Here is a 25025-nt window from a genome sequence, read left to right as displayed (position 1 = left end):
GGAGACAAAGATGGATTCGACACAAAAAGAACGCATTGACGTCCTGCTCGTGGAGCAGGGCTTTTACGAAAGCCGGGAGAAAGCCAAGGCGGCCATCATGGCTGGCCTCGTGTACTCCGGAAGTGAGCGTATTGAAAAGGCTGGTATGAAAATACCTAGATCGTCGGAACTTAGGGTAAAAGGATCGGTTCATCCGTATGTAAGCCGAGGCGGGTTGAAGCTTGAAAAAGCACTAAAGACGTTCGGTATCGACATGACAGGACGGACGATGCTGGACATTGGATCATCAACGGGTGGTTTTACGGATTGTGCGCTGCAGCACGGGGCAGAATACGTATATGCCATTGATGTTGGTTATAATCAGCTGGACTGGTCACTTCGAAACGATGATCGAGTCTGTGTCATGGAGCGGACTAATTTCCGATATATGACACCCGATGATCTGCTGGGTCCGATTCCGAATTTTGCCAGTATTGACGTATCCTTTATCTCGCTTCGGATTATTCTACCGCCGCTCATGGCGCTGCTACAAAAGCCTGCGGATGTTGCAGCATTAATCAAGCCGCAATTTGAGGCAGGTCGGGAAAAGGTTGGTAAATCCGGGGTTGTAAGAGATCCTAAAGTACACCGTGAAGTTCTTACCCATGTGCTTACTTTTGCTCATCAATTAGGGTTTGAGTTAAAAGGACTTACCTTCTCACCCATAACCGGGGGAGAAGGGAATATAGAATTTCTGGCTCACTGGCGAATTATGCCGGAGAGTCAAGCCCAATCGGAAGAACCGGGGAATGCTTTAGAACAAGTCCCGGATCAGTTGGGCCAATGGATTGACAGTACTGTACAGCAGGCGGCTCATACATTTACGGGAAACTCATCAAAGTGATGAGTTTCTTTTGCTGAAAAAAAGGAGTTGTTCTATTCATCCGCGAATACAAGTTCGAGGTGAAAATGGATGAATGAACGTTATGATGGGCTTCTTATGGTAATGATCGGGGTTGTTGCGATACTGCTGTTGTCATGGCGGCTCAACCGTTGGCTTATGTCGCCGGCATCGAGTCAACTTCCGGGTGTGCCCATCAATGAGCGCATCCAAGATCACCCGGCGATTGAGCTAATGGAGCAGGAAGGATTCGAAGTGATCGGGGGAAAAGTAAAGATTAACTTGACCTTCGACACAGATGAACTACCACTTTACAGCCGCCTGTTCATCGATTATGTCGTTACGGACGGCAGGGGTGACTTGTATCTTGTAAAGCTGTCTCGTGAGCGCAAGCATCTGGATTGGACAGGGAGCGGGATCAGGGATCGGCTAATGCCGTTTATGTTGATGTATCCGGAATGTGCCGGATTGCTGTACATAGACATGAATGAAAATGTTGTCCGGCGAGTGACTATGGATTGGTCGGACGAGGAATGGGTCGGAAACGACGAATAAATCAGCTGAATGAAATTCGGGAGGCTTCTTAAATGAAGGGACAACGACATATTAAAATTCGGGATATTATTACCCATCAGGAAATCGAAACGCAAGATGATTTGGTTGAAGCGCTGAGGACCGAGGGCTTTCAAGTGACACAAGCAACCGTATCAAGAGATATTAAGGAATTGCTGCTTATTAAAGTGCCCATGGACGATGGGCGATACAAATATTCCATGCCGACAGACCAGCGCTATAATCCGGTTCAAAAGTTGAAACGTGCTCTCATTGACAACTTTGTACACATCGATCGTACAGGCAATCTGGTCGTCATGAAGTGTCTGCCCGGAACTGCTAATTCCGTTGCCGTACTGTTGGACAATATGGAATGGTCGCATATTATGGGGACCATATGCGGCGATGATACGATCTTGTTGATCTGCCGTACGGAAGATGATAGTGAGATGGTCGTTTCGCAGATTATGGGATTTATATCGTAATACAGTAGTGATTGATCGGATTGGGATTGGAGGCGCTTGTATATGTTAGTGACATTATCCATTCGAAATTTGGCGGTCGTGGAGGCAGTGGATGTTCACTTTTTTCCCGGGTTTCACGTCCTGACCGGTGAAACCGGTGCTGGTAAATCGATTATTATCGATGCGCTTGGACTTGTAGCGGGAGGACGAGGCTCAGGAGATCTGATCCGGTACGGATGCGACAAGTCGGAGATCGAAGCTCTGTTTGATCTTTCTGCAGAGCATCCGGTTTGGGATACATTGGAGCGGCTCGGAATAGAGGGAAACCCGGAGGAGCATCTGTTAATCCGCAGAGAACTGACTTCACAAGGGAAAAGCACATCACGTATAAATGGGCAGCTGGTCAACCTAACCATGCTGCGTGAAATTGGTGAACAGCTTATTAATATACATGGTCAGCATGAACACCAGAATCTGCTTCGTTCCGACAGGCATTTGAGTTTGCTTGATACTTATGGAGATCAATTGATTAGTCCGATTAAACGAAAGTATCAGGACCAGTATAGCCAATTCATCAAGGTCGAGAAAGAACTAAGTGATTTACTGGAATCCAGTCAAAAAGCATATCAAATGCTGGATATGTATCGATTTCAGCTGGAGGAGATTGCTGCGGCTGAGCTTAAAGCCGGGGAAGATGAGTGGCTTTCCGAAGAGAGATTGAAGCTGTCTCATAGTGAGAAAATGATGGATTCTGTAGGAAGTGCTTATGAGCTGTTGTACGGAACACAGGGTCTTGAGGCGGTTAGCCGTGCATTATCACGCATTGATGATGTTTCAAGTTACGATGAGAAAGGCCTCAAACCTCTGGCAGAGCAGCTTCAATCTGCTTATTATCAGCTTGAGGACGCAGTATTTCAATTACGTGATTACCGGGATCAGATCGAATTCAACCCGGACCGTCTCGATGAGATTGAACAGCGCTTAAATATGATTTCCGGTCTCCGTAGAAAATATGGGGATAATGTGGAGCAAATACTGGAATACTACAAACGCATTCAGCAGGAAACGGATCTGCTTGAGAATAAGGATGAGCATATTGAAGCTTTGAGAAGCCGCAGAGATAAGCTGCTCGGCAGTTTGATGGAGCTGGCCAAAGAACTTAGTGAAGCAAGGAAACAGTGCGCCTCTAATCTGGCCAGACAGGTTGAGCAAGAGCTCAAGGATTTGCAAATGGAACGAACTTCTCTCGAAGTCCGATTGAACCAGCAGGATGACCCAAATGGTTATGAACATGAAGGTAGGCGTGTTCGTCTTGGCAAACAAGGGATGGATACAGCGGAATTCCTCATTTCGCCTAATCCAGGTGAGCCGCTTCGACCTTTGGCCAAAATCGCCTCCGGTGGTGAACTTTCGAGGATTATGCTGGCGATGAAGAGCATCTTTGCAAGGCATGATGAAATTCCCGTCCTCATATTTGATGAAGTTGATACGGGTGTCAGTGGCAGAGCAGCACAATCTATTGCCGAGAAGCTGTACATATTGGCTAAAACCTGTCAAGTATTCTCGATTACCCACCTGCCGCAGGTGGCTTGTATGGCTGATCATCAGTATTTGATTGAGAAAAAGCTGGATGACGGAAGAACGATGACGCAGGTTGAATCACTAAGTGATGAGGGTCGTGTAAAGGAACTCGCCCGTATGCTTGGAGGCGTCGAAATTACGGAAAAAACACTTCATCATGCCCAGGAAATGCTCAATCTGGCGGAAGCGCAAAAAGCGTCCAGAAAGGCATCGGGTCAATGATTGACAGTTATAAAAGCCTAGGGGCAGGGTTAACTTAAAGGTACGCAATTGGCGACCAACCTTTTCGTCAAGCGAAAGAAGAAAAAGGGAGCGTGACAGCCATTGAACCCCAACCTCAGGAAAAAACTGCTCGGTTTTATTCTTGCCTTCTTTCTTTGTTTCGTTGGAACTGCTGAACCTGTCCTGTCCTTAGCCGCACTGCCTGATGAAATACGGTTGTTTACAGGACAGCAAGGAAGGCTGAATCTCGCGATGCCGGTTCAGGCACTGGCTTCGGTGGACCGTCCAGATGTGCTTCAATTGAACGGTTCAACCCAGTCAGCGCTTAATGTCTCGCTCAGCCGTCCACTAAAGCTTGACCCTCAACAGAGCGGAAAAGCTGAAGTAACCCTGAAATTATTCGGTACTATTCCCCTGAAGACGGTACATGTTAACATCATGCCAGAACTTAAAGTGTATCCAGGCGGTCAAACAATTGGTGTCAAAGTAAAATCTGCCGGCATTTTGGTTGTAGGTCATCATCTTGTACATTCCAGCGGAATAAAATCTTCGCCAGGGGAAATCGCAGGACTCAAGCTGGGTGATTTGCTGACTCAAATGGACGGAGTTTTGCTAAATGATGTAACAAAAGTAGCGCAAATCGTTGAAAAAGCGGGTACCGCCAAAAGACCGCTGGATATTACATTTAAGCGTAATGGCAAGGAGATGAAGACCAAGCTTACTCCGGCTTATGACGCAGAAGATCATTCTTGGCGTCTTGGTCTGTTTATTCGGGATTCTGCAGCAGGTGTGGGAACTCTCACGTTTTATGCACCACAACAAAAAGTATATGGAGCTTTGGGCCATGTCATTACAGATATGAACACTCAGACTCCGATCGAAGTGGGAAGTGGGCAAATTTTGCAGTCCAATGTAACCTCCATTTCACGTAGCGAAGAAGGCGAGCCAGGTGAAAAACGTGCTCATTTCTTAAAAGATGGACGAATTTTAGGTAATGTCGAGCGTAACACGCATTTCGGCATATTTGGCAAGATGGATGAAAAACCAAGCCACAGTCTTTATCGTGAACCGATTCCGGTCGCTTTGGCGGGTGAAGTGAAGGCAGGTCCTGCTGAAATATTGACTGTTGTGGAAGGGCAAGAAGTCGAGCGATTTAAGGTTGAGATCATTCATGTTTCACGTCAGGATGCTCCTGCGACCAAGGGGATGGTTCTACGAATTACGGATCCAAGGCTAATTAAGAAAACCGGCGGTATTGTACAAGGTATGAGTGGTAGTCCAATTGTACAAAACGGCAAGCTTATCGGAGCCGTTACCCATGTCTTCGTGAATGATCCCAAATCGGGTTACGGGTGTTTTATCGAATGGATGCTTCAGGATTCCGGGGTTCTTCCATCGACCCATAACAATGCTCAAAATCTTAAGGCAGGTTAATGCCTTAAGATTTTTTGTCGTATAAAGCCGAAATAAGAAATAATTTGAAACAAAATATTCATTATAAATCAACTTCAAAAAAAAATAAAGAAAAATAATTTTCGACAGAAGGAATTTAAATGACCATGTCGAAAACTTTATCTACAAGAAATTTAACTAAAAGTACTGATCTGATAAAGGAGGAGCACGAATTGCAAAAAATCGAGGTATTATTAGCAGACGACAACCGTGAGTTCACAAACCTGCTCGGAGAATACATTTCGGACCAACAAGACATGGTGGTTACCGGCATTGCCTACAATGGTGAGGAAGTTCTCAATATGATCGAGGAAACCGGTAAGGTTCCGGATGTATTGATTCTTGATATTATTATGCCTCATTTGGATGGTCTGGGCGTTCTGGAACGCCTGCGTGATATGAATTTGTCCCCACAGCCAAAGATCATTATGCTTACGGCGTTCGGTCAAGAGAACATCACTCAGCGTGCCGTGCAGTTAGGTGCTTCTTACTATATTTTGAAACCGTTTGATATGGAAGTGCTGGCCAGCCGCATTCGTCAACTGGTAGGAGTACCTAACAGTATGTCAGCGAGTGCTTCGTTTAGCAGTATGAAATCCAATGTTGTTCCAATGGGAAAAGGCAAGAATCTGGATGCGAATATTACATCGATAATTCATGAAATCGGCGTGCCAGCCCACATTAAAGGCTACCAGTATTTACGAGAAGCCATTACAATGGTGTACAACAACATTGAAATACTGGGTGCCATTACTAAGACGCTGTATCCTGCTATTGCTGAAAAATTCAAGACTACTCCTTCAAGAGTGGAGCGTGCAATTCGTCATGCCATTGAGGTGGCCTGGACACGCGGCAATATCGATTCCATCAGCCATCTTTTTGGCTATACCATCAACATCAGCAAATCCAAGCCGACGAACAGTGAGTTCATTGCAATGGTGGCTGATAAGCTGAGAATCGAGCATAAGGTTTCTTGAAAGGGTTAGGGGCTTTGAGCGCTTTTAATATTCAGTGATCAATGCGTCACTTCTTTAGTGGATGATGAACATTCATCGATTCATTAAAGAAGTGACGTATTCATTTTTGATAAGTCATCATTTTTCTTATTAAGCGTCGAATTTGAAGGGAAATACAGGTAGATTGAAGAAAAAGAACACATGGACATCCAAGCCAGAGAATGAGCTATATGACGAAAAATTATCAGGGGGTATATCAATGAAAAAAGTATTAGTACTGGGAGGTACACGTTTCTTCGGAAAAAGACTGGTTGCGAACCTGATGGACAGCGGTGCTGAGGTGACCATTTTGACAAGGGGCAACAGTAACGATGATTTCGGTGGCAATGTAAATAGGCTTGTGGCTGACCGTAAGGATCCTGAGAGTCTGAAGCAGGCGGTCGGTAGCTGTGAATATGATGTTGTCTATGATAATATTTGTTATACACCGGAAGAAGCAGGGGATGCAGCGCAGCTCTTTGCAGGCCGAGTGGGGCAATACATCTTGACGTCTACTCTTTCGGTTTATGATTTCGCGGACCATCCGTTAAAGGAAGAAGATTTTGACCCTTACCTTTATCAGGTTATTACTAACAATAACGGGGAGTACAACTACAAGGAAGGAAAACGTCAAGCAGAAGCTGTTCTGTTCAGCCGTCATGATTTAAATGTCACTGCTGTACGTTTCCCCATTGTTCTGGGTACAGACGATTATACCAAAAGGCTCCTATTCCATGTGGAACACGCTTTGAAGGGCGAAGCTATAGGATTGCCTGCGCCAGATGCACTTATTTCCTTCATTCACGCGGAAGAAGCGGCACAGTTTCTGAAATGGGCAGGAGAGGTTAAATTCGACGGGCCTGTTAATGCCTGTTCAAATGGATCCGTATCGGTTCGCGAGATTATGGATATGATCAAGCTGGAGACGGGTAAGATAGCACCATTGCACCCATCTGCAGAGATTGATCATATGTCACCGTTCGGGATACCAGGGGATTGGACAATGGACAACAGTCGTGCAGCGGACGCCGGATTTTCGTTCTGGAACTTGAAGGAATGGATGCCACAGCTTATCGCAGAGTATTCGAAGGATATGAATTTGTAGTGTTGCACATCAGGTATAAAGTTTATACAAGAAAGGAAGTCCATCATGAATGACACCGTCGCAGATCTGGCGAATAGAGCTAAATTGCTGAAGGAAACAGGACAATTGAGTCCAGAGGCTGCTTTGCTTGTTGAGCAGCTATTGAAGGAGCTGGAAACAGTGAACCGACAAAATATAAATCTACGGAAAGCAGCTCTGAAATCATCCTCCAAGCAGGCGAGAATGTCCAGTAAATTGAAGGATGCTCTGATGGAATAATATAAATAAGCCTTATCAGGGTCATATTAAAACACCGGAGGAAATATCCCCCGGTGTTTATCTATTAGTGACATATTTATTAGGTGCGTGTAGGGGCATCCGGATTAGACGGTCGCTTCTTTTTGAATCGTGGTCCTACGTAATTACGCTTGCGGTCTCGGAACAAAATCCAGCCGCCCAGAAAACCGATGCCGAGGACGAACAGGAGAAGGCCTCCACCGAAATGAAGCCATTGGAACGAAGGGTTCGTTATCTGATCGTTACCGTGTACGGCTATATATAAGAAAACGGCATCTTTCATCAATAAAAAGCCTGTCATCGCCATAAAGCCGGGTATTACCAAAATAAGAATAGCGATGAAGCGGGAAATCAGTAATTTCATACGAGATTCCTTCCTCTGTCATGATATGAAAATTCTACTTCTTATCATACCGTTTTCCCCTGGTTATGTCTATTTGCGAAGCGGGATCAAATTTGTAATACGTAGAAAAGGGAGTACAATAATAAAGAAATGAAGTACATAATACGGAGGTGCCGTCAGTGGCAATTACATGTGATGTAGCGATTCTCGGTGGAGGTACCGGTGGCTATGTGGCTGCCATTCGGGCTGCCCAGCTTGGGAAAGATGTAGTCATCATTGAGCAGGACAAGCTCGGAGGAACATGTCTTCATCGAGGCTGTATTCCGAGCAAAGCCTTGCTTCGGAGTGCAGAAGTTTTCGCGGAGATGAAGGAAAGCGAGAGCTTTGGAATTGAAGTTGATGGTGTTACTCTGTCCTTTGAGAAAGTGCAGAAGAGAAAAGAAAACATAGTGGAAAAACTTCATCAGGGCGTACAGTACTTGATGCGAAAAAATAAAATCCGTGTCATTCACGGGGTCGGCCGGGTTATTGGCCCTTCAATTTTTTCTCCCCGTAGCGGTGCAGTGGCTGTTGAATTAGCGGACGGAGATATGGAGACTGTCGTCCCGACCCATCTTATTATTGCGACAGGTTCGCGTCCTCGTCATCTGCCAGGTCTTGAGCCGGACGGCAAGTATGTGATGACCAGTGACCATGCCCTGTTAATGGAAGAGCTTCCTTCCTCTATCATTATTGTCGGCGGCGGTGTAATCGGTGTGGAATGGGCGTCTATGCTGAATGATTTCGGTGTGGAAGTCACCATTGTGGAGTCTTCTTCTCAACTGCTGCCAGCGGAAGACGAAGAGATTGGTAAGGAGATGCATAAACTTCTTTCCGGTAGAGGCATCAAGATTATGACCGGAGCTGAGCTGCTGATAGACACCTATGAGATTAGAGACAATCATATTGAGCTCGGTGTCCGGCATGGTGGTAAAGAGCATCTCTTATCATCAGACAAGCTGCTGATATCCGTAGGTCGTGTGGGCAATGCCGAGAACATCGGACTTGAGAATACAGATGTACGGATCGACAAGGGGCTAATTGTAACCAATGAATTTATGCAGACGACAGAGCCTCATATTTATGCGATCGGGGATGTTGTCGGCGGCCTGCAGCTCGCTCATGCGGCAAGTCATGAGGGAATTAAAGCTGTCCATCATTTGGCGGGTGAGAAAGAGCTGTCCTACCGTAAGGAATGGATTCCCCGTTGTATATACACTCGCCCGGAAGCAGCCAGTGTTGGACTTACCGAGAAGCTGGCTCTGGAGCACGGGCATGAGATTAAAGTCGGTAAATTTCCTTTTCAGGCTAACGGAAAAGCACTCGTATACGGGATGCATGAGGGATTTGTGAAGGTTATTGCGGATAAGACTACAAACGATTTATTAGGAGTGCACATGATCGGTCCACATGTGACTGAACTCATTGGTGAAGCAGCCCTTGCACAGGTTTTGGATGCTACTCCTTGGGAAGTTGGATCTTCGGTTCATGCACACCCGACACTGTCTGAAATTATTGGTGAAGCTATGCTGGCTGTTGACGGGAAATCTTCCGGTATTTAAAGCGGATGGTACCACTCTGTGCTATCCCGCATTTCTTTTTATGAGAAAAGGGATTATAATAGCATTAAGCCAAGTCTTAGTACCAGGTTTTAATACTAGATCTGAGAAAGGGATAATACACTGTCATTATGAAGATTGACGGTGTTATTATTTCAGACTTTTGGTGTGATGACTAAGGAGGGATCTCCATGAAAGAGCAGGAAATGATGACTGAGAAGAACAGGCATGAGCAGCTTGGGTTGACCGACGGACAAGTACTGGACATGTACAAATATATGATACTGGCGCGAAAATTTGATGAGCGAAATATGCTTCTTCAGCGGGCTGGAAAAATCAATTTTCACGTTTCCGGTATCGGGCAGGAAACTTGTCAGGTGGCAGCAGCCTTCGCGCTTGACAGGGAAAAAGACTATTTTCTTCCCTATTACCGGGACTACGGATTTGTTCTTGCCGTAGGAATGACACCGCGAGAGCTGATGCTCTCCGCTTTCGCTAAGGCGGAGGACCCGAACAGCGGTGGCCGGCAAATGCCTGGCCATTTCGGTAGCAAGAGGCTTCGGATCGTAACCGGCTCCAGTCCGGTAACGACTCAGCTTCCTCATGCTGTCGGGTTTGCTTTAGCTGCAAAAATGCAGAAGAAGGATTTTGTTTCTTTTGTAACGTTTGGTGAAGGCTCAAGCAACCAGGGAGATTTTCATGAAGGATGCAATTTTGCCGGGGTAAATAAACTTCCGGTCATTATTATGTGTGAGAATAACCGATATGCGATTTCAGTTCCAGAACACAAGCAGCTCGGCGGGAAGGTCAGCGACCGTGCGCTCGGATACGGGTTTCCAGGCATTCGTGTGGATGGCAATGACGCGCTTGAAGTGTATGCAGCCGTTAAGGAGGCACGCGAACGGGCGGTACGTGGCGAAGGCCCGACTCTGATCGAAGCGATGACGTACCGCTTGTCACCACACTCCACTTCAGATAATGATTTAGCATACCGTACGAAAGAAGAAGTTGAAGAGAACTGGAAAAAAGACGGTATAGCCCGTTTTAAAGCATATTTAGTGGACTTAGGGTTATGGGATGAAAATCAGGATCAGGATTTGATAGCCCAGCTAAACCTGGAGATTAAAGAAGCGACGGAATATGCGGACCGGGCTCCTTTTCCGAAGCCGGAGGATACACTGCGACATGTGTACGCCGAGAACGAAGGAGGGGTATAGAGATGGCCGTTATGGAATATATCGATGCAATTCGTCTTGCAATGAAGGAAGAAATGGAGAGAGATGAATCCGTATTTGTGCTTGGGGAGGATGTCGGCGTTAAAGGCGGCGTGTTTACCACAACGAAGGGTCTGATGGAACAATTCGGTGAAATGCGTGTCATGGATACGCCGCTAGCCGAGTCAGCCATAGCCGGTGTAGCTATTGGTGCAGCGATGTACGGTATGAAGCCGATTGCTGAAATGCAGTATTCAGACTTTATGTTGCCTGCGACTAACCAGATCATCAGCGAAGCAGCAAAAATCCGTTATCGTTCTAATAATGACTGGAGCTGTCCCGTCGTTATCCGCGCTCCGATCGGCGGAGGCATTTTCGGAGGGCTCTACCACTCCCAATGTCCGGAATCTATATTCTTTGGGACACCTGGACTTAAAATTGTAGCTCCATTTACAGCGTACGATGCAAAAGGACTACTTAAGGCAGCTGTACGTGACCCGGATCCGGTTCTGTTTTTTGAGAATAAAAAGTGTTACAAGCTCATTAAAGGTGACGTGCCTGAGGATGATTACACCGTGCCAATCGGGAAAGCCAACCTGCTGAGAGCGGGTGCTGATATTACGGTCATCGGATACAGCCAACCATTGCACTTTGTGATGCAGGCGGCGGAGGAACTGGAACGAGAAGAGGGGATTACCGCACACGTTCTGGATCTCAGAACGCTGCAACCGCTCGATCAGGAGGCCATCATAGAGGCTGCCCGTACAACAGGTAAAGTAATGATCGTGCATGAGGATAACAAAACTGGCGGTGTTGGGGCCGAGGTGGCCGCCATTATCGCAGAGAACTGTTTGTACGAACTTGATGCCCCGATTATGCGCTTGTGCGCACCGGATGTACCTGCGATGCCAATCAGTCCTCCAATGGAGAAGTTTTATATGCTGAATAAGGACAAAGTGAAAGAATCCATGCGTCAACTGGCGCTCTATTAAGATACAAGGAGTTGTGAGCATGTCTGAAAACGGGAAAATGACCGATGTGGCGATGCCGCAGCTGGCGGAGTCGCTTGTCTCCGCTACGATCGGTAAATGGCTTAAAAAGCAGGGAGACCGAATTGAGCAGTATGAACCTATCTGTGAAGTGATGACCGATAAGGTAAATGCGGAAATTCCATCGACTATGGATGGGATTATGGGAGAAATTTTGGCAGAGGAAGGTCAGACGGTTGCTGTTGGTGAAATCATCTGCCGTATTTCAGCTGTGGGAAGTATTGAACCCGAAACGGCAGCCCCAGCGCAGTCTCAACCAACATCTGGACAGAACACTCCTGCAGCAGGCGATTCAATGAGAGCACGATACTCTCCTGCTGTGCAAAGTCTGGCCGCAGAACACCGCATAGATCTTAATCAAGTAACAGGAACAGGTATGGGAGGCCGAATTACGCGTAAAGATGTGCTCTCCTACATTGAGCATGGAGGTCCGGCGAAGACGGCGACAGCCGCACCAGTCAATCCTACAGCACCGGATATCCAGAAACCTTCGGTATCATCAGCTTCGCCGTTTACAGGTATGCTGAGTCAACCCCAAGCAGAGCCAAGTCCTCCGCTTGGAACAGCTATTCCGAATGTGCGGCATTCTGGTCTCCATTTGACGGAGTCGCCCAAAATTCCAACGATTGAGGTGGATGGAACGGGGGGCGGAAGAAACGATTATTTCGTTGATGTTACGCCGATCCGTAACACAATCGCAAGAAACATGCGCCAAAGTGTATCCGAAATTCCACATGCCTGGACGATGATAGAGGTCGACGTTACTAATCTCGTACTAATCCGGAACAAGTTGAAGGATGAGTTTAAGCGTAATGAGGGCGTAAATCTTACCTATCTGGCCTTTTTGCTGAAAGCCGTTGTCAACGCGATCAAGGATTACCCAATCATGAACTCGTTCTGGGCGGTGGACAAAATCGTCGTCAAGCGGGAGATAAATCTTTCCCTCGCGGTCGGAACAGAGGATTCTGTCATGACGCCTGTCATCAAAAGAGCGGACCAGAAGAACATTGCCGGATTGGCTCGTGAAATTGATGAGCTGGCCAGAAAAACCCGTGAAGGTAAACTAACACTTGACGATATGCAGGGCGGTACGTTTACGGTCAATAATACAGGTTCTTTTGGATCGATTTTGTCCTACCCGATAATCAATTACCCTCAGGCGGCTATTTTAACGTTTGAGTCCATTGTCAAAAAACCTGTCGTTATTAATGACATGATCGCAGTACGTTCTATGGCCAATATTTGTCTTTCCTTGGATCATAGAATATTGGATGGCGTTATCTGCGGAAGATTTTTGCAGCGGGTGAAAGATAACTTGGAAGGATTTTCTCTCGATACGAAATTGTATTGATTGTTGATTCACTTCCATCTGAGATTTCTTAACAAGGTAAAGTGATTTTTTTTAGGGTACTCTAAGAAAGAAGGCACAGCAGGATGAAGAAAGCATTAGATGTATCTTATACGCCTTTAATGGATTACGGGGCTGCCTGGGACTTGCAAAAGGAGCGGGTAAAGGGAATAGATCTGGGGGAGCGTAGTGAGTGTCTGATGCTCCTCCAGCATCCTCCCACATACACCATGGGATCGCAGCGGCATCCGGAGCATTTGCTTCTCAGCAGAGAGGAGCTTGAAGCCCAAGGAATAGGCTTGTACGAGATAGACCGTGGAGGAGATATTACATATCATGGACCGGGCCAACTGGTCGGATATCCGCTGCTGCTTTTGGATGGTGGGGCAAACCTGAATCTTCACGGATACTTACGAAACGTGGAGCAGGTCATTATTGATTATCTGGCAGATTTCGGAATTAAATCCGGGCGAAAACCAGAGTACACCGGCGTATGGGTCGGCGATCGTAAAATCTGTGCGATTGGGGTAAAGTTTAACAAATGCAAGCATCACAGGGGTTTTGTGACAAGCCATGGCTTTGCACTTAACGTAAAGGCAGGGATTGAGAAGGAAGGCTTCTCGGGCATTGTTCCTTGCGGTATACAGGAGTTCGGTGTAACTTCGCTCGAGGAGTGTACCGGGAAGAATTTCTTGGTAGAGGAAGTGGCCCGGGAGATAATACCATATTTCACCCGGGTCTTTCCCTATGAGGTCCAGCTTCAAGCGGCGGAATCATAAGCTATTAAAGGCATTAGCGCAAGAGAAAAGGTTCCAATACAATAAAAAGTGTGGAGCCGATCATAGCAGCCAGCATGAGATAAATGACGATACGAAACCATTTTTTACGTTGCATTGTGTTACTCCTTTGGATTAAGTTTAAATAATGAACATAAAGATGCATTCATTTTTTATACATCGTACAAGCAACATTGTAACCCATCTAAGAAAGAGAGGAAAGTCCAATGATTTCACAAGAGCGTATTGTTAATGAGTTTATGGAATTGGTTCGCGTAGACAGTGAGACCAAGCATGAAGAACAGATCTCAGTTGTGCTCAAAGAGAAATTCGGCAGCTTAGGTCTTCAAGTGGTCGAGGATGATACGAAAGAAAAAACCGGTCACGGATCCGGCAACTTGATTATTACCTGGGAAGCGGAACAGGCGGATAAAGCTCCTAAACTTCTTTTCACCTGTCACATGGATACAGTAACGCCTGGCAATGGGATTAAACCAGTTCTCGGAGAAGATGGATGGATCCGCAGTGACGGTACCACCATTCTCGGCTCAGACGATAAAGCAGGGATTGCTGCACTTCTTGAAGCTATTCGTGTAATCAAAGATAATAAAATCCCTCATGGTAAAATTCAATTTATCATCACAGCGGGTGAAGAATCCGGTCTCATGGGCGCACGTGCGCTGGATCCTAAGTATCTGGATGCTGATCTCGGTTATGCGCTGGATTCCAATGGTGAAGTAGGAGCTATCGCCGTGGCAGCTCCGACCCAGGCGAAGGTAACTATGATTATTAACGGGAAATCAGCTCATGCTGGAGTAAATCCGGAAGATGGTATCAGCGCCATTCAGGTAGCCGCCAAATCTATCGCCAAGATGAACCTCGGCCGGATCGATGAAGAAACAACTGCTAATATTGGGAAATTCCAAGGTGGCGGTCCGACGAACATCGTATGCGACTACGTACAGATTGACGCGGAAGCTAGAAGTATCGTTCAGGAAAAAGTAGAGAAGCAGATTGATCTGATGCGTGATGCGCTGGAGACGACTGTACGGGAATACGGTGCAAAATGCGAATTCCGCAGTGAAATTATATACCCTGCTTTCAGCTACAACGAGAACGATAACGTTGTTCAGCTAGCCAAGCGTGCGATTGGTGGACTTGGACTGTCAGGCCGTACGTTCCCATCCGGAGGAGGCAGTGATGCCAATATATTCAACGGATTGGGCGTTCCAACCGTAAATCTTGCTGTCGGTTACGAGGAGATTCATACAACGAATGAACGAATCAAGGCATCCGATCTGGTCAAAGCAGCACAGATTGTTGTTGCGATTGTTCAAGAAGCAGCAAAGGGTTGATCTAATCCCTTTTACTGAGAAATAATAAACAAACAGCAGAGCCCACATCCGGAAGCAAATTTCCGTGTGTGGGCTTTTTTATTCAACAGGTTATTTAATTCAGCGTCGTGGATCTACCAATCCCGTTCTCACGGCGGCGTTGAGCCGGTGACCAGATGGTGTGCCAATGGGTGTTCTCCACAATATGAAGTGCGGCGTTAATGCTATGCATGTACTCCATGGCTTGCTCCTTCACTGTATCCAGGCTATCAATACGTGCCATACGAGAAGAAAGGGAAAGAAGAGAAGACTGTAAATAACAGGCGGCTTCTCCGAATCTGGCGGCCGTATGCTCCGGTTGGGATAAACGTAGGTTCTCAAATATGACGGAAGCCCTTTCATAATCACCTAGATCATACAGTCGCTCTGCAGTAATAAATTGGAGCTCGTTATGATACGGATGTGTATGATTAACCTGAACTTCTGGTAGGCAGCTGATGCGCGTTCCAGCTAATGTCGTATAACCCTCAGAATAAAGCATATGTATGAGGGCGTACTCTCCAGCGGTTCCTTCAGTTGAAAGAATAAAATCGGCCTCAGCTAGCATACCGAGGGACACAGCTACTTCGGCAAGTTTATACCGATCATCATCGTAGGCAGGGAGATAAGGGAGAGATCCGCTGAGCCGCCATTTGCACAAGAACATAGTGATACTGATTAAGTCGCGATGCACATCCTGTGTCGAGTCTTCGAGAGCACATTTATTGTTCAAGGAAACCAGTAAATTCATTGCTTCATCTAATCGATCATCGTTAATCAGACAATGGGCATGAATGATTCCGGTTTGAGTATCGGTATATTCGGTCATATTAAAGCAAAGTGCAGCTTCCGTATAGGCTCCGATTTCACTCAAGGCACATCCGAGTACTGTTGTGCAAATGGAATGTGAAGATAACTCAAATAAGAGACGATTGAATATGTCACGATCACATATCCCTTCTTGATGCAACAATAAGGCCCACTCGTTCAATGACTTTGCGGCATAAGGCATTCCAAAGCAAAGAGCATGCTTATACGATTCAGCAGCTTCGTTACATTTATTCAGTTTTGCATTTAAACGCCCGTATTCGATCCAGCTTAAAGCAGAACGTTCCATATCAGTTGGTGTTGTATAGCTGGCAGCCATCGCAGCTTGTTTAAAGCATGTTAGAGCTTCTTCAAAATGTCCGCGATTCTGATGCCACTTGCCAAGTTCATATGCCAGTGTTGGTGGCTCAGTGTTACCATCGGGCTCTCTATTTATTAGATGTCGCATTTCGAAACCTCCCAATAATAGAACACATGTACAGGGGTGTTAGTCATGGTTATATAACGAAAAAAACAGAAAAAAGTCGAATTTTGAGTCTTAAGACCTAATTTTATATTCGTTTTTCGTATTTATCTACGTTGGATTGGATTAAAAGTTCAGCAATCGTGACCTCTGGACCCCATTGTTTTTGCCACTGCTTCAGCATGGTTTTAATTTGCCAAGCCTGTCCGACCATATGTATGGATTTCGTGCCTTGATAGCTCTTCATTGTCCGTTCCTTCTTTCTTAAGAAGTTTGATATAATACAGCTTATGCATCAGTTTTGGCAGTCATGCCGTTTTTAAACAAAGGAGGCCATATTATGAGCGATCTCGGCAATAAAGACCGCCATTCCAACAAGTCTTTGGAAGAAACTACAGTATCAACGGAACGGATATTTAAAGGGAAAGTTATATCGTTGCAGGTGGACACGGTTGTCCTACCGGATGGCCAACAGGCTACTCGTGAAGTCGTTCGTCATCCGGGCGCAGTCGCTATTCTTGCACTCCGCGACAATAAGATGCTCGTTGTAGATCAATTTAGACAGCCTTTGGGTCGCTGTGAAGTCGAAATACCTGCAGGGAAGCTGGAGCACGGAGAGGATCCGTTGGAGGCTGCCAAACGCGAGCTGCAGGAAGAGACCGGATATTCGTGCGGCACGATCCGCAAACTGCAATCTTTCTATACTTCGCCAGGCTTTGCTGATGAAATCATCCATTTGTATCTGGCCGAGGACCTTACAAGCGGGAATATGAAGCCGGATGAGGATGAATTTCTTGAAATGTCTGAGATCACATTAGACGAAGCGTACCGCCTGATTCAGGAAGAACGTATCAGTGATGCCAAAACGGTCTTGGCTGTGTATGCATGGAACATGTACAAGCTGACGGGTAAAATCTGAAATGTGTCATATGGCACATTTTGATAAAGCGGGCGGTTTGCGGGACTTTTACAGCGATCTGCATATACATATTGGACGGACGGGGAACGGACAGGCTGTGAAAATTAGCGGAAGCCGTAACCTTACGTTTGAGAATATTGCGGAGGAAGCTGCCGTGCGTAAAGGAATTGAGATGATCGGCATTATCGACTGCCACTCTCCTTCGGTGCAGGATGATATCCTGACCTGTTTGGATAGCGGTGTAATGAAAGAAATTCATGGCGGGGGTATTGCCTACAAGGATACTGTCATTCTGCTTGGAAGTGAGATTGAGATCAGGGAGAGCGGTAGAGGAGCGGCGCATGTTCTGGCCTATTTTCGTGATCTGGATACGATGCAGGATTTCACACGCTGGATGTCTCGTTATATGAAAAATGTCCAGCTGAGCTCACAGCGCATTTACGTTCAACCTAGAGATCTTCAGCAGGAAATACTGGACCGGGGCGGGATTCTAATACCGGCACATGTGTTTACTCCACATAAGGGTCTTTATGGAAGTATGGCTGACAGGATGTCCGATGTGTTTGATCTTCGGGGTATTTCGGCCATAGAGCTCGGATTAAGTGCCGATTCATCGATGGCGGGACATATTTCCGAGCTGGATGACTATTCGTTTTTGACGAACTCCGATGCACATTCACTTGGGAAGATTGGCCGAGAATACAATAAAATCCGGATGTTGACACCGTCTTTTGATGAATTTCGCTTGGCTCTGGGCCGAAGAGATGGAAGACAGGTGTTGGCGAACTACGGTCTTAATCCTCGTCTTGGCAAGTACCACCGAACATACTGTTCCGGCTGCAGCAGCATTTTGGACGAAGAGAGCATTGTGTCTTCAGTGGACAGATGTCCGTATTGTGGTAGCCTAAAGACGGTTCAAGGGGTGTTTGACCGAATTATATCCATTGCCGACAGAAATCTGCCGTCCTTGCCTTCCCATAGGCCCCCGTATTACTATCAGGTCCCTCTGGAATTTATTCCGGGTCTAGGAAAGGTAGCCATGTCCAAGCTGCTTACAGCATTCGGAACCGAGATGGCGATCCTTCACCGCGCTTCCGAGACCGATATTGCGTGTGTTGTTGGAGAAGATCTTGCACGAAGTATTGTTATGGCCAGAGACGGAATTCTTGAGCTCTCATCCGGCGGAGGTGGAACGTACGGCAAGGTCGTCCGAAAATGAAAGACTATTAAAAATGCAAAGTCATAGACGGCATTAAACACACATAGAGTAGGAATAGAGACAGGAAAGGAGACTCTATTTCATGCAATCATTCCGCCAGAGTTTTAAGGATCAGACGCCTCTATATGTGTTTGTTGCCGTATTATTTTTAGTAGGGGTGCTGTTTGGAGCCTTGATGGTAAACGCGCTGTCTTTGGAACAGCAGCAGGATCTTGCAGGTTATTTGGACCACTTTTTTCTGACCTTGCACGAAGGCGGTGAAGGGGAAATTCCAGCTTCGTTCGGCAATATTGCGGCACTCCATTTGAAATGGCTAGGGTTAATCTGGATTTTGGGACTGTCTGTTATCGGCCTTCCGGGCATTCTTATACTGGATTTCTTTAAAGGCGTTCTTATCGGTTTTACGGTAGGTTATCTTGTTGGTCAATATTCTTGGAAAGGTCTGCTGTTTGCACTAGTGTCTGTTGCACCCCAAAATTTGCTCGTCATCCCGGTGCTGATGATGTGTAGTGTAGCAGCAATAACCTTTTCTCTATATATCATCAAAAACCGTCTTCTAATGCAGCGTAGCGGAAGTGTAACGAAGCCCTTTGCCTCGTATATAGGCCTGACCTGCGTGATGGCTCTGCTAATCCTGGGCATATCATCATTTGAAACCTGGATCACTCCTAGTATGATGCAGTGGGTAGCACCGATGCTTCTTCCGGCTAGCAGTCTTTAGATGTATCAAAACCGTTTGACTTTATTTGCAAAGTCCCCCTATAATGAAGGAAGTGAACAATTACGTGCAGTGATTTCCAAGGGGGAGGGAAACGATGGAAGCACGGATCGACAAAATTAAACAGCAGTTACAATCCCAAGGCTACAAATTAACGCCCCAAAGGGAAGCCACCGTCAGCGTATTGTTGGAGAATGAGGATGATCATCTCAGCGCAGAAGACGTTTTTATGCTCGTTAAAGAAAAAGCTCCCGAGATCGGTCTGGCAACCGTGTACCGTACCCTCGAGCTTCTGAGCGAGCTGCATGTGGTGGAGAAGATCAACTTTGGCGATGGTGTAGCGCGTTACGATTTGCGGACGGACACGTCTAAACATCATCATCATCATCTGATTTGTACCCAATGCGGAAGCATGGATGAAATACGCGAGGATTGGCTTGGGCCATTGGAAGAGCGGCTTGAGAAAGAATTTAATTTCACCGTTCATGATCATCGTCTTGATTTCCACGGCATCTGTTACCGCTGTAAGGATAAGGGAAGACATGACAGCAGTGAGTCATAATGCGATAGCAATAATCTGTGGTGATACGTCACACAGGTAGCCCTCTTACGGAGATGGATGTCCCCGAGAGGGCTTTTTTTGAAGATTTTTATATCGTAAGAAATACTACCGGTAAATGTGGTCTGCGCATACGTCATATTACATGGAAGATGCTCATAGGCTTGGGTGACAGGGCTTTTCTAAGATATAGGAAAGTATAAACACCTTCGCAAAAGGCGGTCTGTCATCGATAGATGTTTTCTCATGGAAGAGGGGCGATGTGGTTATGATTATTTCTTTACGAAAAATCGGTTCCTTTATAAGATTTATTGTTTTATTTACCGTTCTTACGTTGTTTTTTTACTATGCGCTGTCCCTGGTTAATCAATGGGTAGCTCCATCTGATCCATACCGGGTACCGGTCGGACATGCCGTGAAAGCTTTTCAGCCTGAAAACTCCATGGAGACATGGGTAACACCACGTGACAGACTTCGCTTATACTATTGGTATGGTGAATAAATGTCTGCTGCGTATGGAAGAGCAGTGATAAGGAGCAGAATAAATCATGAAGCAGTATTTGGACGCCTATATCTCCTTCTTATCGGAGGAAAGAGGGCTGTCGAGCAGCACTACAGGATCATACCATAAAGATATTGCAGGCTTTATTGATTTCGCGGAGCAGCGCGGAGTGGATGAACCGGCGGATGTAAACCGCACACTGCTTAGTTTGTATTTGGGAAGTTTAAAGCAAAAGGGCAGAGCCCCATCCACGATAATGCGATGCACGGTTTCTCTCCGCTCTTTTTTTCAATATTTGGTGCGTAGTTCCGTTATTGTGCAGGATCCGTCTATCATGCTGGAGACACCGAAGCCAGAACGCAAGGTTCCTAAGGCGCTTTCTATTGAACAAGTAGACAAGCTGCTAAGTGCACCGGATGGCTCTACTCCTCATGGGGCCCGGGATAAAGCGATGCTGGAGCTGTTGTATGCGGCCGGCATTCGTGTCTCGGAGCTGGTAACACTGGGGGTCCATGATGTAAATACAGATATGAGATTTGTACGTTGCACTGGAAGCTCCGGGAAGGAACGGATTCTGCCAATAAGTCCGATTGCTGCACGCAGCGTGGAACTGTACCTGGCTGGAATGAGGGAGAAACTCCTCAAAGCGGGAAGTGAAGAGGATGGACTGTTTTTGAACGCGCTCGGTACCAGGTTGACACGTCAGGGCTTTTGGAAAATTATTAAAAAACACGGCAAGGAGGCTGGGATTACGGAGGACATTACGCCTCACACACTCCGTCATTCTTTTGCTATTCATATGCTGGATAATGGAGCAGATCTGCGTTCCGTGCAGGAGATGCTTGGCCATTCCGATATATCGACGACACAAATGTACCAAACACCCAAAAAAAGTATGAAAGAGGTTTATGAGACCCACCATCCGCGGGCAGGAAATTAGCCTTTTGTATCTTTTCCATGGATGAGGCCATCACCGCAATTCATATAGGTCGAAGGTAATTCCAATGCCGAACCTACCAAGTAAACGAGGAGTGATTGAACATGTCAGACAACACCAAATATCGTTTTCAGCGGATATGTTTTATTGTGCTTGACAGCGTGGGGATCGGGGAAGCGCCGGACGCAGCTAAATTCGGGGATATTGGTGCTCATACACTGGGTCATATTTTGGAACATAATCCGGATCTGTCATTACCGAATTTGAAAAATCTGGGACTAGGGAATATAGCTCCATTGCCGAACGTGACACCTTCAGATTCCCCTCAAGCTTATTATGGTAAAATGCAAGAGCAATCGGTTGGTAAAGATACGATGACCGGGCACTGGGAACTCATGGGCTTGCGAGTAAAAACGCCGTTTAATACGTACTCTCAGGGTTTTCCTTCGGCGCTCATTGCACAGTTCGAACAGCAGACAGGCCGTAGAGTCATTGGAAATAAACCGGCCTCGGGTACGGAAATTAATGAAGAGTACGGCGAAGAGCAGATGAAGTCCGGGGCTTGGATCGTATATACATCGGCAGACAGTGTGTTTCAGATAGCGGCACATGAAGAAGTGATACCACTGAAGGAGCTGTATGAAGCTTGTGAAATTGCCCGGCGGCTTACGCTTCAGCCTGAATTTTCGGTAGGAAGAGTTATCGCTCGTCCGTATATTGGACAACCAGGCAGTTTTATTCGTACATCTAACCGACATGACTATGCGGTAAAGCCTCCTGAGCCGACCATAATGAACTCCCTTGAGCATCATGGGTTGGATGTTATTGCTGTCGGTAAGATTAACGACATATTCACCGGGGAAGGTGTCACACAATCATTCCCGACAAAAAGCAACCAACATGGTATTGAAGTATTGATCGAGCAGCTGAGTAAAGATTTCAACGGACTGTTGTTCGCGAATTTGGTCGATTTCGATTCACTTTACGGACACCGCCGCGATCCTAAGGGCTATGGACAAGCCTTGAAGTACTTTGACCAGTCTCTTCCTGATATCATGGGAATGCTGAAGGAGGATGATTTACTGATTATTTCAGCGGATCATGGCAATGATCCGGTTCATGCTGGTACGGACCACACCCGGGAATATGTGCCGCTGCTTGTATATAGTCCAGGGTTGACAGCCCCAGAAAGCCTTGGGCTTCGGGATACCTTTTCAGACGTGGGTGCAACCATAGCCGATAACTTCGGGGCAAAGACGTCGGAACATGGCAAGAGCTTTTTATCGCAATTAAAATAATGAATAATGGGGAGAGGTGCTGGAATGAGTAACAACTTAAATCAAGGGATTATTGAAGAAGCAGCTGCGTTTATCCGGAGCAAAGGCGGAGTGCAGCCGGAGGTTGGCCTAATTCTTGGGTCTGGACTCGGAGTTCTCGCTGACTTATTGGAGGACACGGTATCCATACCTTACAGTGACATTCCGCATTTTCCTGTATCGACGGTAGAAGGACATGAAGGCGAACTGCTGCTTGGGAAAATTCAGGATCGGCCAGTCGTTCTGATGAAAGGCCGCTTCCATATGTACGAAGGATATGGCCCGGAGCTCACAGCGTTTCCGGTACGCGTGATGAAACAGCTTGGGGTAAAGAGTCTGCTGGTCACGAACGCGGCAGGAGGAATTAATACTTCCTTTGAGCCGGGTGATCTGATGTTGATTACGGATCATTTAAATATGACAGGTCGCAATCCGCTCATCGGACCGAATGACCCGGCACTGGGTGTACGGTTCCCGGATATGTCCGAGGCGTACAGCCGCCGCTTGCGAAAGCTCGCTTTAGAGACGGCAGAAAGCCAAGGAATAACACTACAGCAGGGTGTTTACGCGGGACTTCTAGGGCCAACGTATGAAACACCAGCCGAAATCGTTATGCTGCGTACTTTGGGCGCTGATGCGGTTGGGATGTCAACGGTATCTGAGGTCATCGTTGCCCGTCATTCGGGTCTAGAGGTGCTCGGCATTTCTTGTATCAGCAATATGGCGGCAGGCATTTTGGATCAACCGTTATCACATGATGAAGTAATGGAGACTGCTGAAAAAGTGAGGGAGAAGTTCCTCGGTCTTGTTATGGCAGTCATTCCGAGCATGTAGGTTACAAGTCTAGCGTAAGGTATCTATTGTGGGGGTGTCCTAAAAGGTCCATTGACCTGGGACGTCCCCTTTGTTTGTTTTAAGACGCTACGTGTATGAATCATTCCCCTCAATCGCTGTTGTCCCCGAATTTCTTGAATTTGGGTCCCCCTTCAGATTTTTTTATGAAAATAACAAGTTTTTACATGTAAACTGCCAATAATATGGAATAATTTACTTCCAACCTGACGACAATGGAAACAGACCCGTTTCATGAGCGGGATATGCCATTACGATTGTCAGGAGGGGACGGATTTGAAAAAGGTGTTTATTGCCGGGATACTTTCACTTTGTGTTGCGTTTGCACCAGCTGCTGCAAGCTACGCTGATGAGAAGAAACCTGGCGGAGTATCTGACAGTGAGCTCGCGCCAAGTGCGCGCTCTGCCATTTTGTTGGATGCGGAAACCGGAACCATTATTTACGAGAAAAACAGCCATGATAAGCTGCCTCCGGCCAGTATCACCAAGATTATGACGATGCTGTTGACGATGGAAGCCATTGATGACGGCAGGTTGAAAATGACGGACATGGTACGCACGAGCGATCATGCTGCTTCTATGGGAGGTTCACAGATTTTTCTGGAGCCGGGTGAAGAAATGTCCGTTGAAGAGATGCTGAAGGGTATTGCGATGGCATCCGGCAATGATGCATCCGTAGCTATGGCCGAAAAAATCGCAGGTTCTGAAGAAGAGTTCGTTAAGATGATGAATGAAAGAGCAGCGGAACTTGGCATGAAGGATACCAACTTTGCGAACTGTAATGGACTTCCGGCAGAGAATCATTACAGCTCAGCGCACGATATTGCTTTAATGAGCAGGGAGCTTCTGAAGTATGAACAGATTACAAAGTACACAGGTGCATACCAGGATTATTTGCGTAAGGATACTCAAAAGCCATTTTGGCTGGTGAATACGAACAAGTTGGTTCGCTTTTATACGGGAGCAGACGGTCTAAAAACCGGTTATACCTCGGAAGCTAAATTTTGTCTCTCAGCAACGGCGAAGCGAGATGGTCTTCGTACTGTAGCCGTCGTGCTTGGGGCACCAAATACGAAAAACCGCAACAATGAAATTTCCCGTATGTTCGACTATGCATTCTCCCAGTACAGCAAGCATTCGATCTATAAAAAAGGGGAGATGCTCGGGAACATCAAAATTTCCAAAGGTGCTGTACCGGAGCTGCAGCTCCAGGCTGAACAGGACTACAGCGTCCTTGTGAAAAAAGGCGGAAAGACTGCTGATCTCCGTCATGAGGTCACCGTTCCAAAAATGATTAAGGCACCGATAACCGCAGGACAAGTCGTAGGCAAGCTGTCGGTGTATCAAGGAGATCAGCTGGTGAAGGAATTTGAACTTAAAGCACCGGCCGATGTTAAGAAAGCAGGATGGTGGAAGCTGTTTAAGCGTACGACAGGACAGTTGTTTCATGTAGATTGATAGGGGTTTTCTTCTAGTTTTGTCGG

At 46.5% G+C, this 25025-nt stretch carries 27 protein-coding genes; 23 read left to right on the top strand and 4 right to left on the bottom strand.

Going from position 1 to position 25025, the window contains the following annotated elements; translation table 11 throughout:
- The first annotated feature begins 10 nt into the window (after positions 1-10).
- The 8 genes from B9N86_RS18580 to B9N86_RS18545 all read left to right on the top strand — a co-directional run bounded on the left by B9N86_RS18580 (position 11) and on the right by B9N86_RS18545 (position 7509).
- Positions 11-883 (top strand): TlyA family RNA methyltransferase, encoded by an 873-nt coding sequence (locus B9N86_RS18580; RefSeq protein WP_208914628.1) that lies wholly within the window; start codon positions 11-13, stop codon positions 881-883.
- A 69-nt stretch (positions 884-952) separates the two neighbouring features.
- Positions 953-1435, top strand: a complete 483-nt coding sequence (locus B9N86_RS18575) for a hypothetical protein (RefSeq protein ID WP_208914627.1) — start codon at positions 953-955, stop codon at positions 1433-1435.
- A 32-nt stretch (positions 1436-1467) separates the two neighbouring features.
- Complete coding sequence (gene ahrC, locus B9N86_RS18570; protein WP_208914626.1) at positions 1468-1917, top strand: transcriptional regulator AhrC/ArgR; 450 nt, start codon at positions 1468-1470, stop codon at positions 1915-1917.
- A 42-nt stretch (positions 1918-1959) separates the two neighbouring features.
- On the top strand, positions 1960-3699 hold the full coding sequence (recN, locus tag B9N86_RS18565) for a DNA repair protein RecN (RefSeq protein ID WP_208914625.1): 1740 nt from the start codon (positions 1960-1962) through the stop codon (positions 3697-3699).
- A 102-nt stretch (positions 3700-3801) separates the two neighbouring features.
- A complete protein-coding gene (gene spoIVB / locus B9N86_RS18560) occupies positions 3802-5133 on the top strand; it encodes a SpoIVB peptidase (RefSeq protein WP_208914624.1) in 1332 nt (443 codons plus the stop codon).
- Positions 5134-5324: 191 nt separating this feature from the next.
- A complete protein-coding gene (spo0A, locus tag B9N86_RS18555; RefSeq protein ID WP_208914623.1) occupies positions 5325-6128 on the top strand; it encodes a sporulation transcription factor Spo0A in 804 nt (267 codons plus the stop codon).
- Positions 6129-6366: 238 nt separating this feature from the next.
- A complete protein-coding gene (locus B9N86_RS18550) occupies positions 6367-7251 on the top strand; it encodes an NAD-dependent epimerase/dehydratase family protein (protein WP_208914622.1) in 885 nt (294 codons plus the stop codon).
- Positions 7252-7296: 45 nt separating this feature from the next.
- A complete protein-coding gene (locus B9N86_RS18545) occupies positions 7297-7509 on the top strand; it encodes a hypothetical protein (protein WP_208914621.1) in 213 nt (70 codons plus the stop codon).
- 79 nt (positions 7510-7588) lie between these two features.
- Here the strand turns inward: B9N86_RS18545 and B9N86_RS18540 are convergent, their stop codons facing one another.
- Positions 7589-7891, bottom strand: coding sequence for a DUF2627 domain-containing protein (locus B9N86_RS18540; protein WP_208914620.1), 303 nt, complete (start codon positions 7889-7891; stop codon positions 7589-7591).
- Between the two features lie 158 nt (positions 7892-8049).
- Here B9N86_RS18540 and lpdA point away from each other — a divergent pair, with 158 nt between their 5' ends.
- The 5 genes from lpdA to lipB all read left to right on the top strand — a co-directional run bounded on the left by lpdA (position 8050) and on the right by lipB (position 13858).
- On the top strand, positions 8050-9471 hold the full coding sequence (gene lpdA, locus B9N86_RS18535; protein ID WP_208914619.1) for a dihydrolipoyl dehydrogenase: 1422 nt from the start codon (positions 8050-8052) through the stop codon (positions 9469-9471).
- A 188-nt stretch (positions 9472-9659) separates the two neighbouring features.
- On the top strand, positions 9660-10685 hold the full coding sequence (locus B9N86_RS18530) for a thiamine pyrophosphate-dependent dehydrogenase E1 component subunit alpha (protein WP_280174941.1): 1026 nt from the start codon (positions 9660-9662) through the stop codon (positions 10683-10685).
- A gap of 2 nt (positions 10686-10687) precedes the next feature.
- A complete protein-coding gene (locus B9N86_RS18525) occupies positions 10688-11674 on the top strand; it encodes an alpha-ketoacid dehydrogenase subunit beta (protein WP_208914618.1) in 987 nt (328 codons plus the stop codon).
- 19 nt (positions 11675-11693) lie between these two features.
- The gene (locus B9N86_RS18520; protein WP_208914617.1) at positions 11694-13082 is read left to right on the top strand and encodes a dihydrolipoamide acetyltransferase family protein; all 1389 of its coding nucleotides are present in this window, start codon (positions 11694-11696) and stop codon (positions 13080-13082) included.
- Between the two features lie 83 nt (positions 13083-13165).
- A complete protein-coding gene (gene lipB / locus B9N86_RS18515; protein ID WP_208914616.1) occupies positions 13166-13858 on the top strand; it encodes a lipoyl(octanoyl) transferase LipB in 693 nt (230 codons plus the stop codon).
- Between the two features lie 13 nt (positions 13859-13871).
- Here the strand turns inward: lipB and prli42 are convergent, their stop codons facing one another.
- Positions 13872-13973, bottom strand: a complete 102-nt coding sequence (gene prli42 / locus B9N86_RS18510) for a stressosome-associated protein Prli42 (protein ID WP_208914615.1) — start codon at positions 13971-13973, stop codon at positions 13872-13874.
- A gap of 109 nt (positions 13974-14082) precedes the next feature.
- Here prli42 and B9N86_RS18505 point away from each other — a divergent pair, with 109 nt between their 5' ends.
- Entirely contained in the window at positions 14083-15210 is a 1128-nt protein-coding gene (locus B9N86_RS18505) for a tripeptidase T (RefSeq protein ID WP_208914614.1), read from the top strand.
- Positions 15211-15304: 94 nt separating this feature from the next.
- On the opposite strand, the gene B9N86_RS18500 is transcribed toward B9N86_RS18505, so the two are convergent.
- Both B9N86_RS18500 and mciZ read right to left on the bottom strand, forming a co-directional pair.
- Complete coding sequence (locus B9N86_RS18500) at positions 15305-16504, bottom strand: hypothetical protein (protein WP_208914613.1); 1200 nt, start codon at positions 16502-16504, stop codon at positions 15305-15307.
- A gap of 103 nt (positions 16505-16607) precedes the next feature.
- Positions 16608-16766 carry a Z-ring formation inhibitor MciZ gene (gene mciZ / locus B9N86_RS18495; protein WP_208914612.1) on the bottom strand — a complete coding sequence of 53 codons (159 nt, stop codon included), beginning with the start codon at positions 16764-16766 and terminating at the stop codon, positions 16608-16610.
- A 93-nt stretch (positions 16767-16859) separates the two neighbouring features.
- On the opposite strand from mciZ, the gene B9N86_RS18490 reads away from it, so the two are divergent.
- The 9 genes from B9N86_RS18490 to B9N86_RS18450 all read left to right on the top strand — a co-directional run bounded on the left by B9N86_RS18490 (position 16860) and on the right by B9N86_RS18450 (position 24999).
- Positions 16860-17438, top strand: coding sequence for an NUDIX domain-containing protein (locus B9N86_RS18490; protein WP_208914611.1), 579 nt, complete (start codon positions 16860-16862; stop codon positions 17436-17438).
- Between the two features lie 10 nt (positions 17439-17448).
- Positions 17449-18657, top strand: coding sequence for an endonuclease Q family protein (locus tag B9N86_RS18485; RefSeq protein ID WP_208914610.1), 1209 nt, complete (start codon positions 17449-17451; stop codon positions 18655-18657).
- Positions 18658-18739: 82 nt separating this feature from the next.
- A complete protein-coding gene (gene spoIIM, locus B9N86_RS18480) occupies positions 18740-19378 on the top strand; it encodes a stage II sporulation protein M (RefSeq protein ID WP_208914609.1) in 639 nt (212 codons plus the stop codon).
- Between the two features lie 94 nt (positions 19379-19472).
- Entirely contained in the window at positions 19473-19937 is a 465-nt protein-coding gene (gene fur, locus B9N86_RS18475; RefSeq protein WP_208914608.1) for a ferric iron uptake transcriptional regulator, read from the top strand.
- A gap of 265 nt (positions 19938-20202) precedes the next feature.
- A complete protein-coding gene (locus B9N86_RS18470; protein WP_208914607.1) occupies positions 20203-20436 on the top strand; it encodes a YqzK family protein in 234 nt (77 codons plus the stop codon).
- A 46-nt stretch (positions 20437-20482) separates the two neighbouring features.
- The gene (gene xerD / locus B9N86_RS18465; RefSeq protein WP_208914606.1) at positions 20483-21376 is read left to right on the top strand and encodes a site-specific tyrosine recombinase XerD; all 894 of its coding nucleotides are present in this window, start codon (positions 20483-20485) and stop codon (positions 21374-21376) included.
- 101 nt (positions 21377-21477) lie between these two features.
- Positions 21478-22671, top strand: a complete 1194-nt coding sequence (gene deoB, locus B9N86_RS18460) for a phosphopentomutase (RefSeq protein ID WP_208914605.1) — start codon at positions 21478-21480, stop codon at positions 22669-22671.
- A 24-nt stretch (positions 22672-22695) separates the two neighbouring features.
- Positions 22696-23523, top strand: a complete 828-nt coding sequence (locus B9N86_RS18455; protein WP_208914604.1) for a purine-nucleoside phosphorylase — start codon at positions 22696-22698, stop codon at positions 23521-23523.
- Positions 23524-23817: 294 nt separating this feature from the next.
- On the top strand, positions 23818-24999 hold the full coding sequence (locus B9N86_RS18450) for a D-alanyl-D-alanine carboxypeptidase family protein (RefSeq protein ID WP_208914603.1): 1182 nt from the start codon (positions 23818-23820) through the stop codon (positions 24997-24999).
- Positions 25000-25025: the final 26 nt, after the last annotated feature.

The organism is Paenibacillus uliginis N3/975 (assembly GCF_900177425.1).
Lineage (GTDB): Bacteria > Bacillota > Bacilli > Paenibacillales > Paenibacillaceae > Paenibacillus_AQ > Paenibacillus_AQ uliginis.
Note: the sequence above shows the minus strand (reverse complement) of the source record. Positions and strands in the feature narration are given on the sequence as shown.

Bases quoted from the DNA above. Each gene is read 5' to 3' on its own strand.
- B9N86_RS18580 (WP_208914628.1), top strand. From the start codon at position 11: ATGGATTCGACACAAAAAGAACGCATTGACGTCCTGCTCGTGGAGCAG.
- B9N86_RS18575 (WP_208914627.1), top strand. From the start codon at position 953: ATGAATGAACGTTATGATGGGCTTCTTATGGTAATGATCGGGGTTGTT.
- ahrC (WP_208914626.1), top strand. From the start codon at position 1,468: ATGAAGGGACAACGACATATTAAAATTCGGGATATTATTACCCATCAG.
- recN (WP_208914625.1), top strand. From the start codon at position 1,960: ATGTTAGTGACATTATCCATTCGAAATTTGGCGGTCGTGGAGGCAGTG.
- B9N86_RS18550 (WP_208914622.1), top strand. From the start codon at position 6,367: ATGAAAAAAGTATTAGTACTGGGAGGTACACGTTTCTTCGGAAAAAGA.
- B9N86_RS18545 (WP_208914621.1), top strand. From the start codon at position 7,297: ATGAATGACACCGTCGCAGATCTGGCGAATAGAGCTAAATTGCTGAAG.
- B9N86_RS18540 (WP_208914620.1), bottom strand. From the start codon at position 7,891: ATGAAATTACTGATTTCCCGCTTCATCGCTATTCTTATTTTGGTAATA.
- B9N86_RS18530 (WP_280174941.1), top strand. From the start codon at position 9,660: ATGAAAGAGCAGGAAATGATGACTGAGAAGAACAGGCATGAGCAGCTT.
- B9N86_RS18525 (WP_208914618.1), top strand. From the start codon at position 10,688: ATGGCCGTTATGGAATATATCGATGCAATTCGTCTTGCAATGAAGGAA.
- B9N86_RS18520 (WP_208914617.1), top strand. From the start codon at position 11,694: ATGTCTGAAAACGGGAAAATGACCGATGTGGCGATGCCGCAGCTGGCG.
- lipB (WP_208914616.1), top strand. From the start codon at position 13,166: ATGAAGAAAGCATTAGATGTATCTTATACGCCTTTAATGGATTACGGG.
- prli42 (WP_208914615.1), bottom strand. From the start codon at position 13,973: ATGCAACGTAAAAAATGGTTTCGTATCGTCATTTATCTCATGCTGGCT.
- B9N86_RS18505 (WP_208914614.1), top strand. From the start codon at position 14,083: ATGATTTCACAAGAGCGTATTGTTAATGAGTTTATGGAATTGGTTCGC.
- B9N86_RS18500 (WP_208914613.1), bottom strand. From the start codon at position 16,504: ATGCGACATCTAATAAATAGAGAGCCCGATGGTAACACTGAGCCACCA.
- mciZ (WP_208914612.1), bottom strand. From the start codon at position 16,766: ATGAAGAGCTATCAAGGCACGAAATCCATACATATGGTCGGACAGGCT.
- B9N86_RS18490 (WP_208914611.1), top strand. From the start codon at position 16,860: ATGAGCGATCTCGGCAATAAAGACCGCCATTCCAACAAGTCTTTGGAA.
- B9N86_RS18485 (WP_208914610.1), top strand. From the start codon at position 17,449: ATGGCACATTTTGATAAAGCGGGCGGTTTGCGGGACTTTTACAGCGAT.
- spoIIM (WP_208914609.1), top strand. From the start codon at position 18,740: ATGCAATCATTCCGCCAGAGTTTTAAGGATCAGACGCCTCTATATGTG.
- fur (WP_208914608.1), top strand. From the start codon at position 19,473: ATGGAAGCACGGATCGACAAAATTAAACAGCAGTTACAATCCCAAGGC.
- B9N86_RS18470 (WP_208914607.1), top strand. From the start codon at position 20,203: ATGATTATTTCTTTACGAAAAATCGGTTCCTTTATAAGATTTATTGTT.
- xerD (WP_208914606.1), top strand. From the start codon at position 20,483: ATGAAGCAGTATTTGGACGCCTATATCTCCTTCTTATCGGAGGAAAGA.
- deoB (WP_208914605.1), top strand. From the start codon at position 21,478: ATGTCAGACAACACCAAATATCGTTTTCAGCGGATATGTTTTATTGTG.
- B9N86_RS18455 (WP_208914604.1), top strand. From the start codon at position 22,696: ATGAGTAACAACTTAAATCAAGGGATTATTGAAGAAGCAGCTGCGTTT.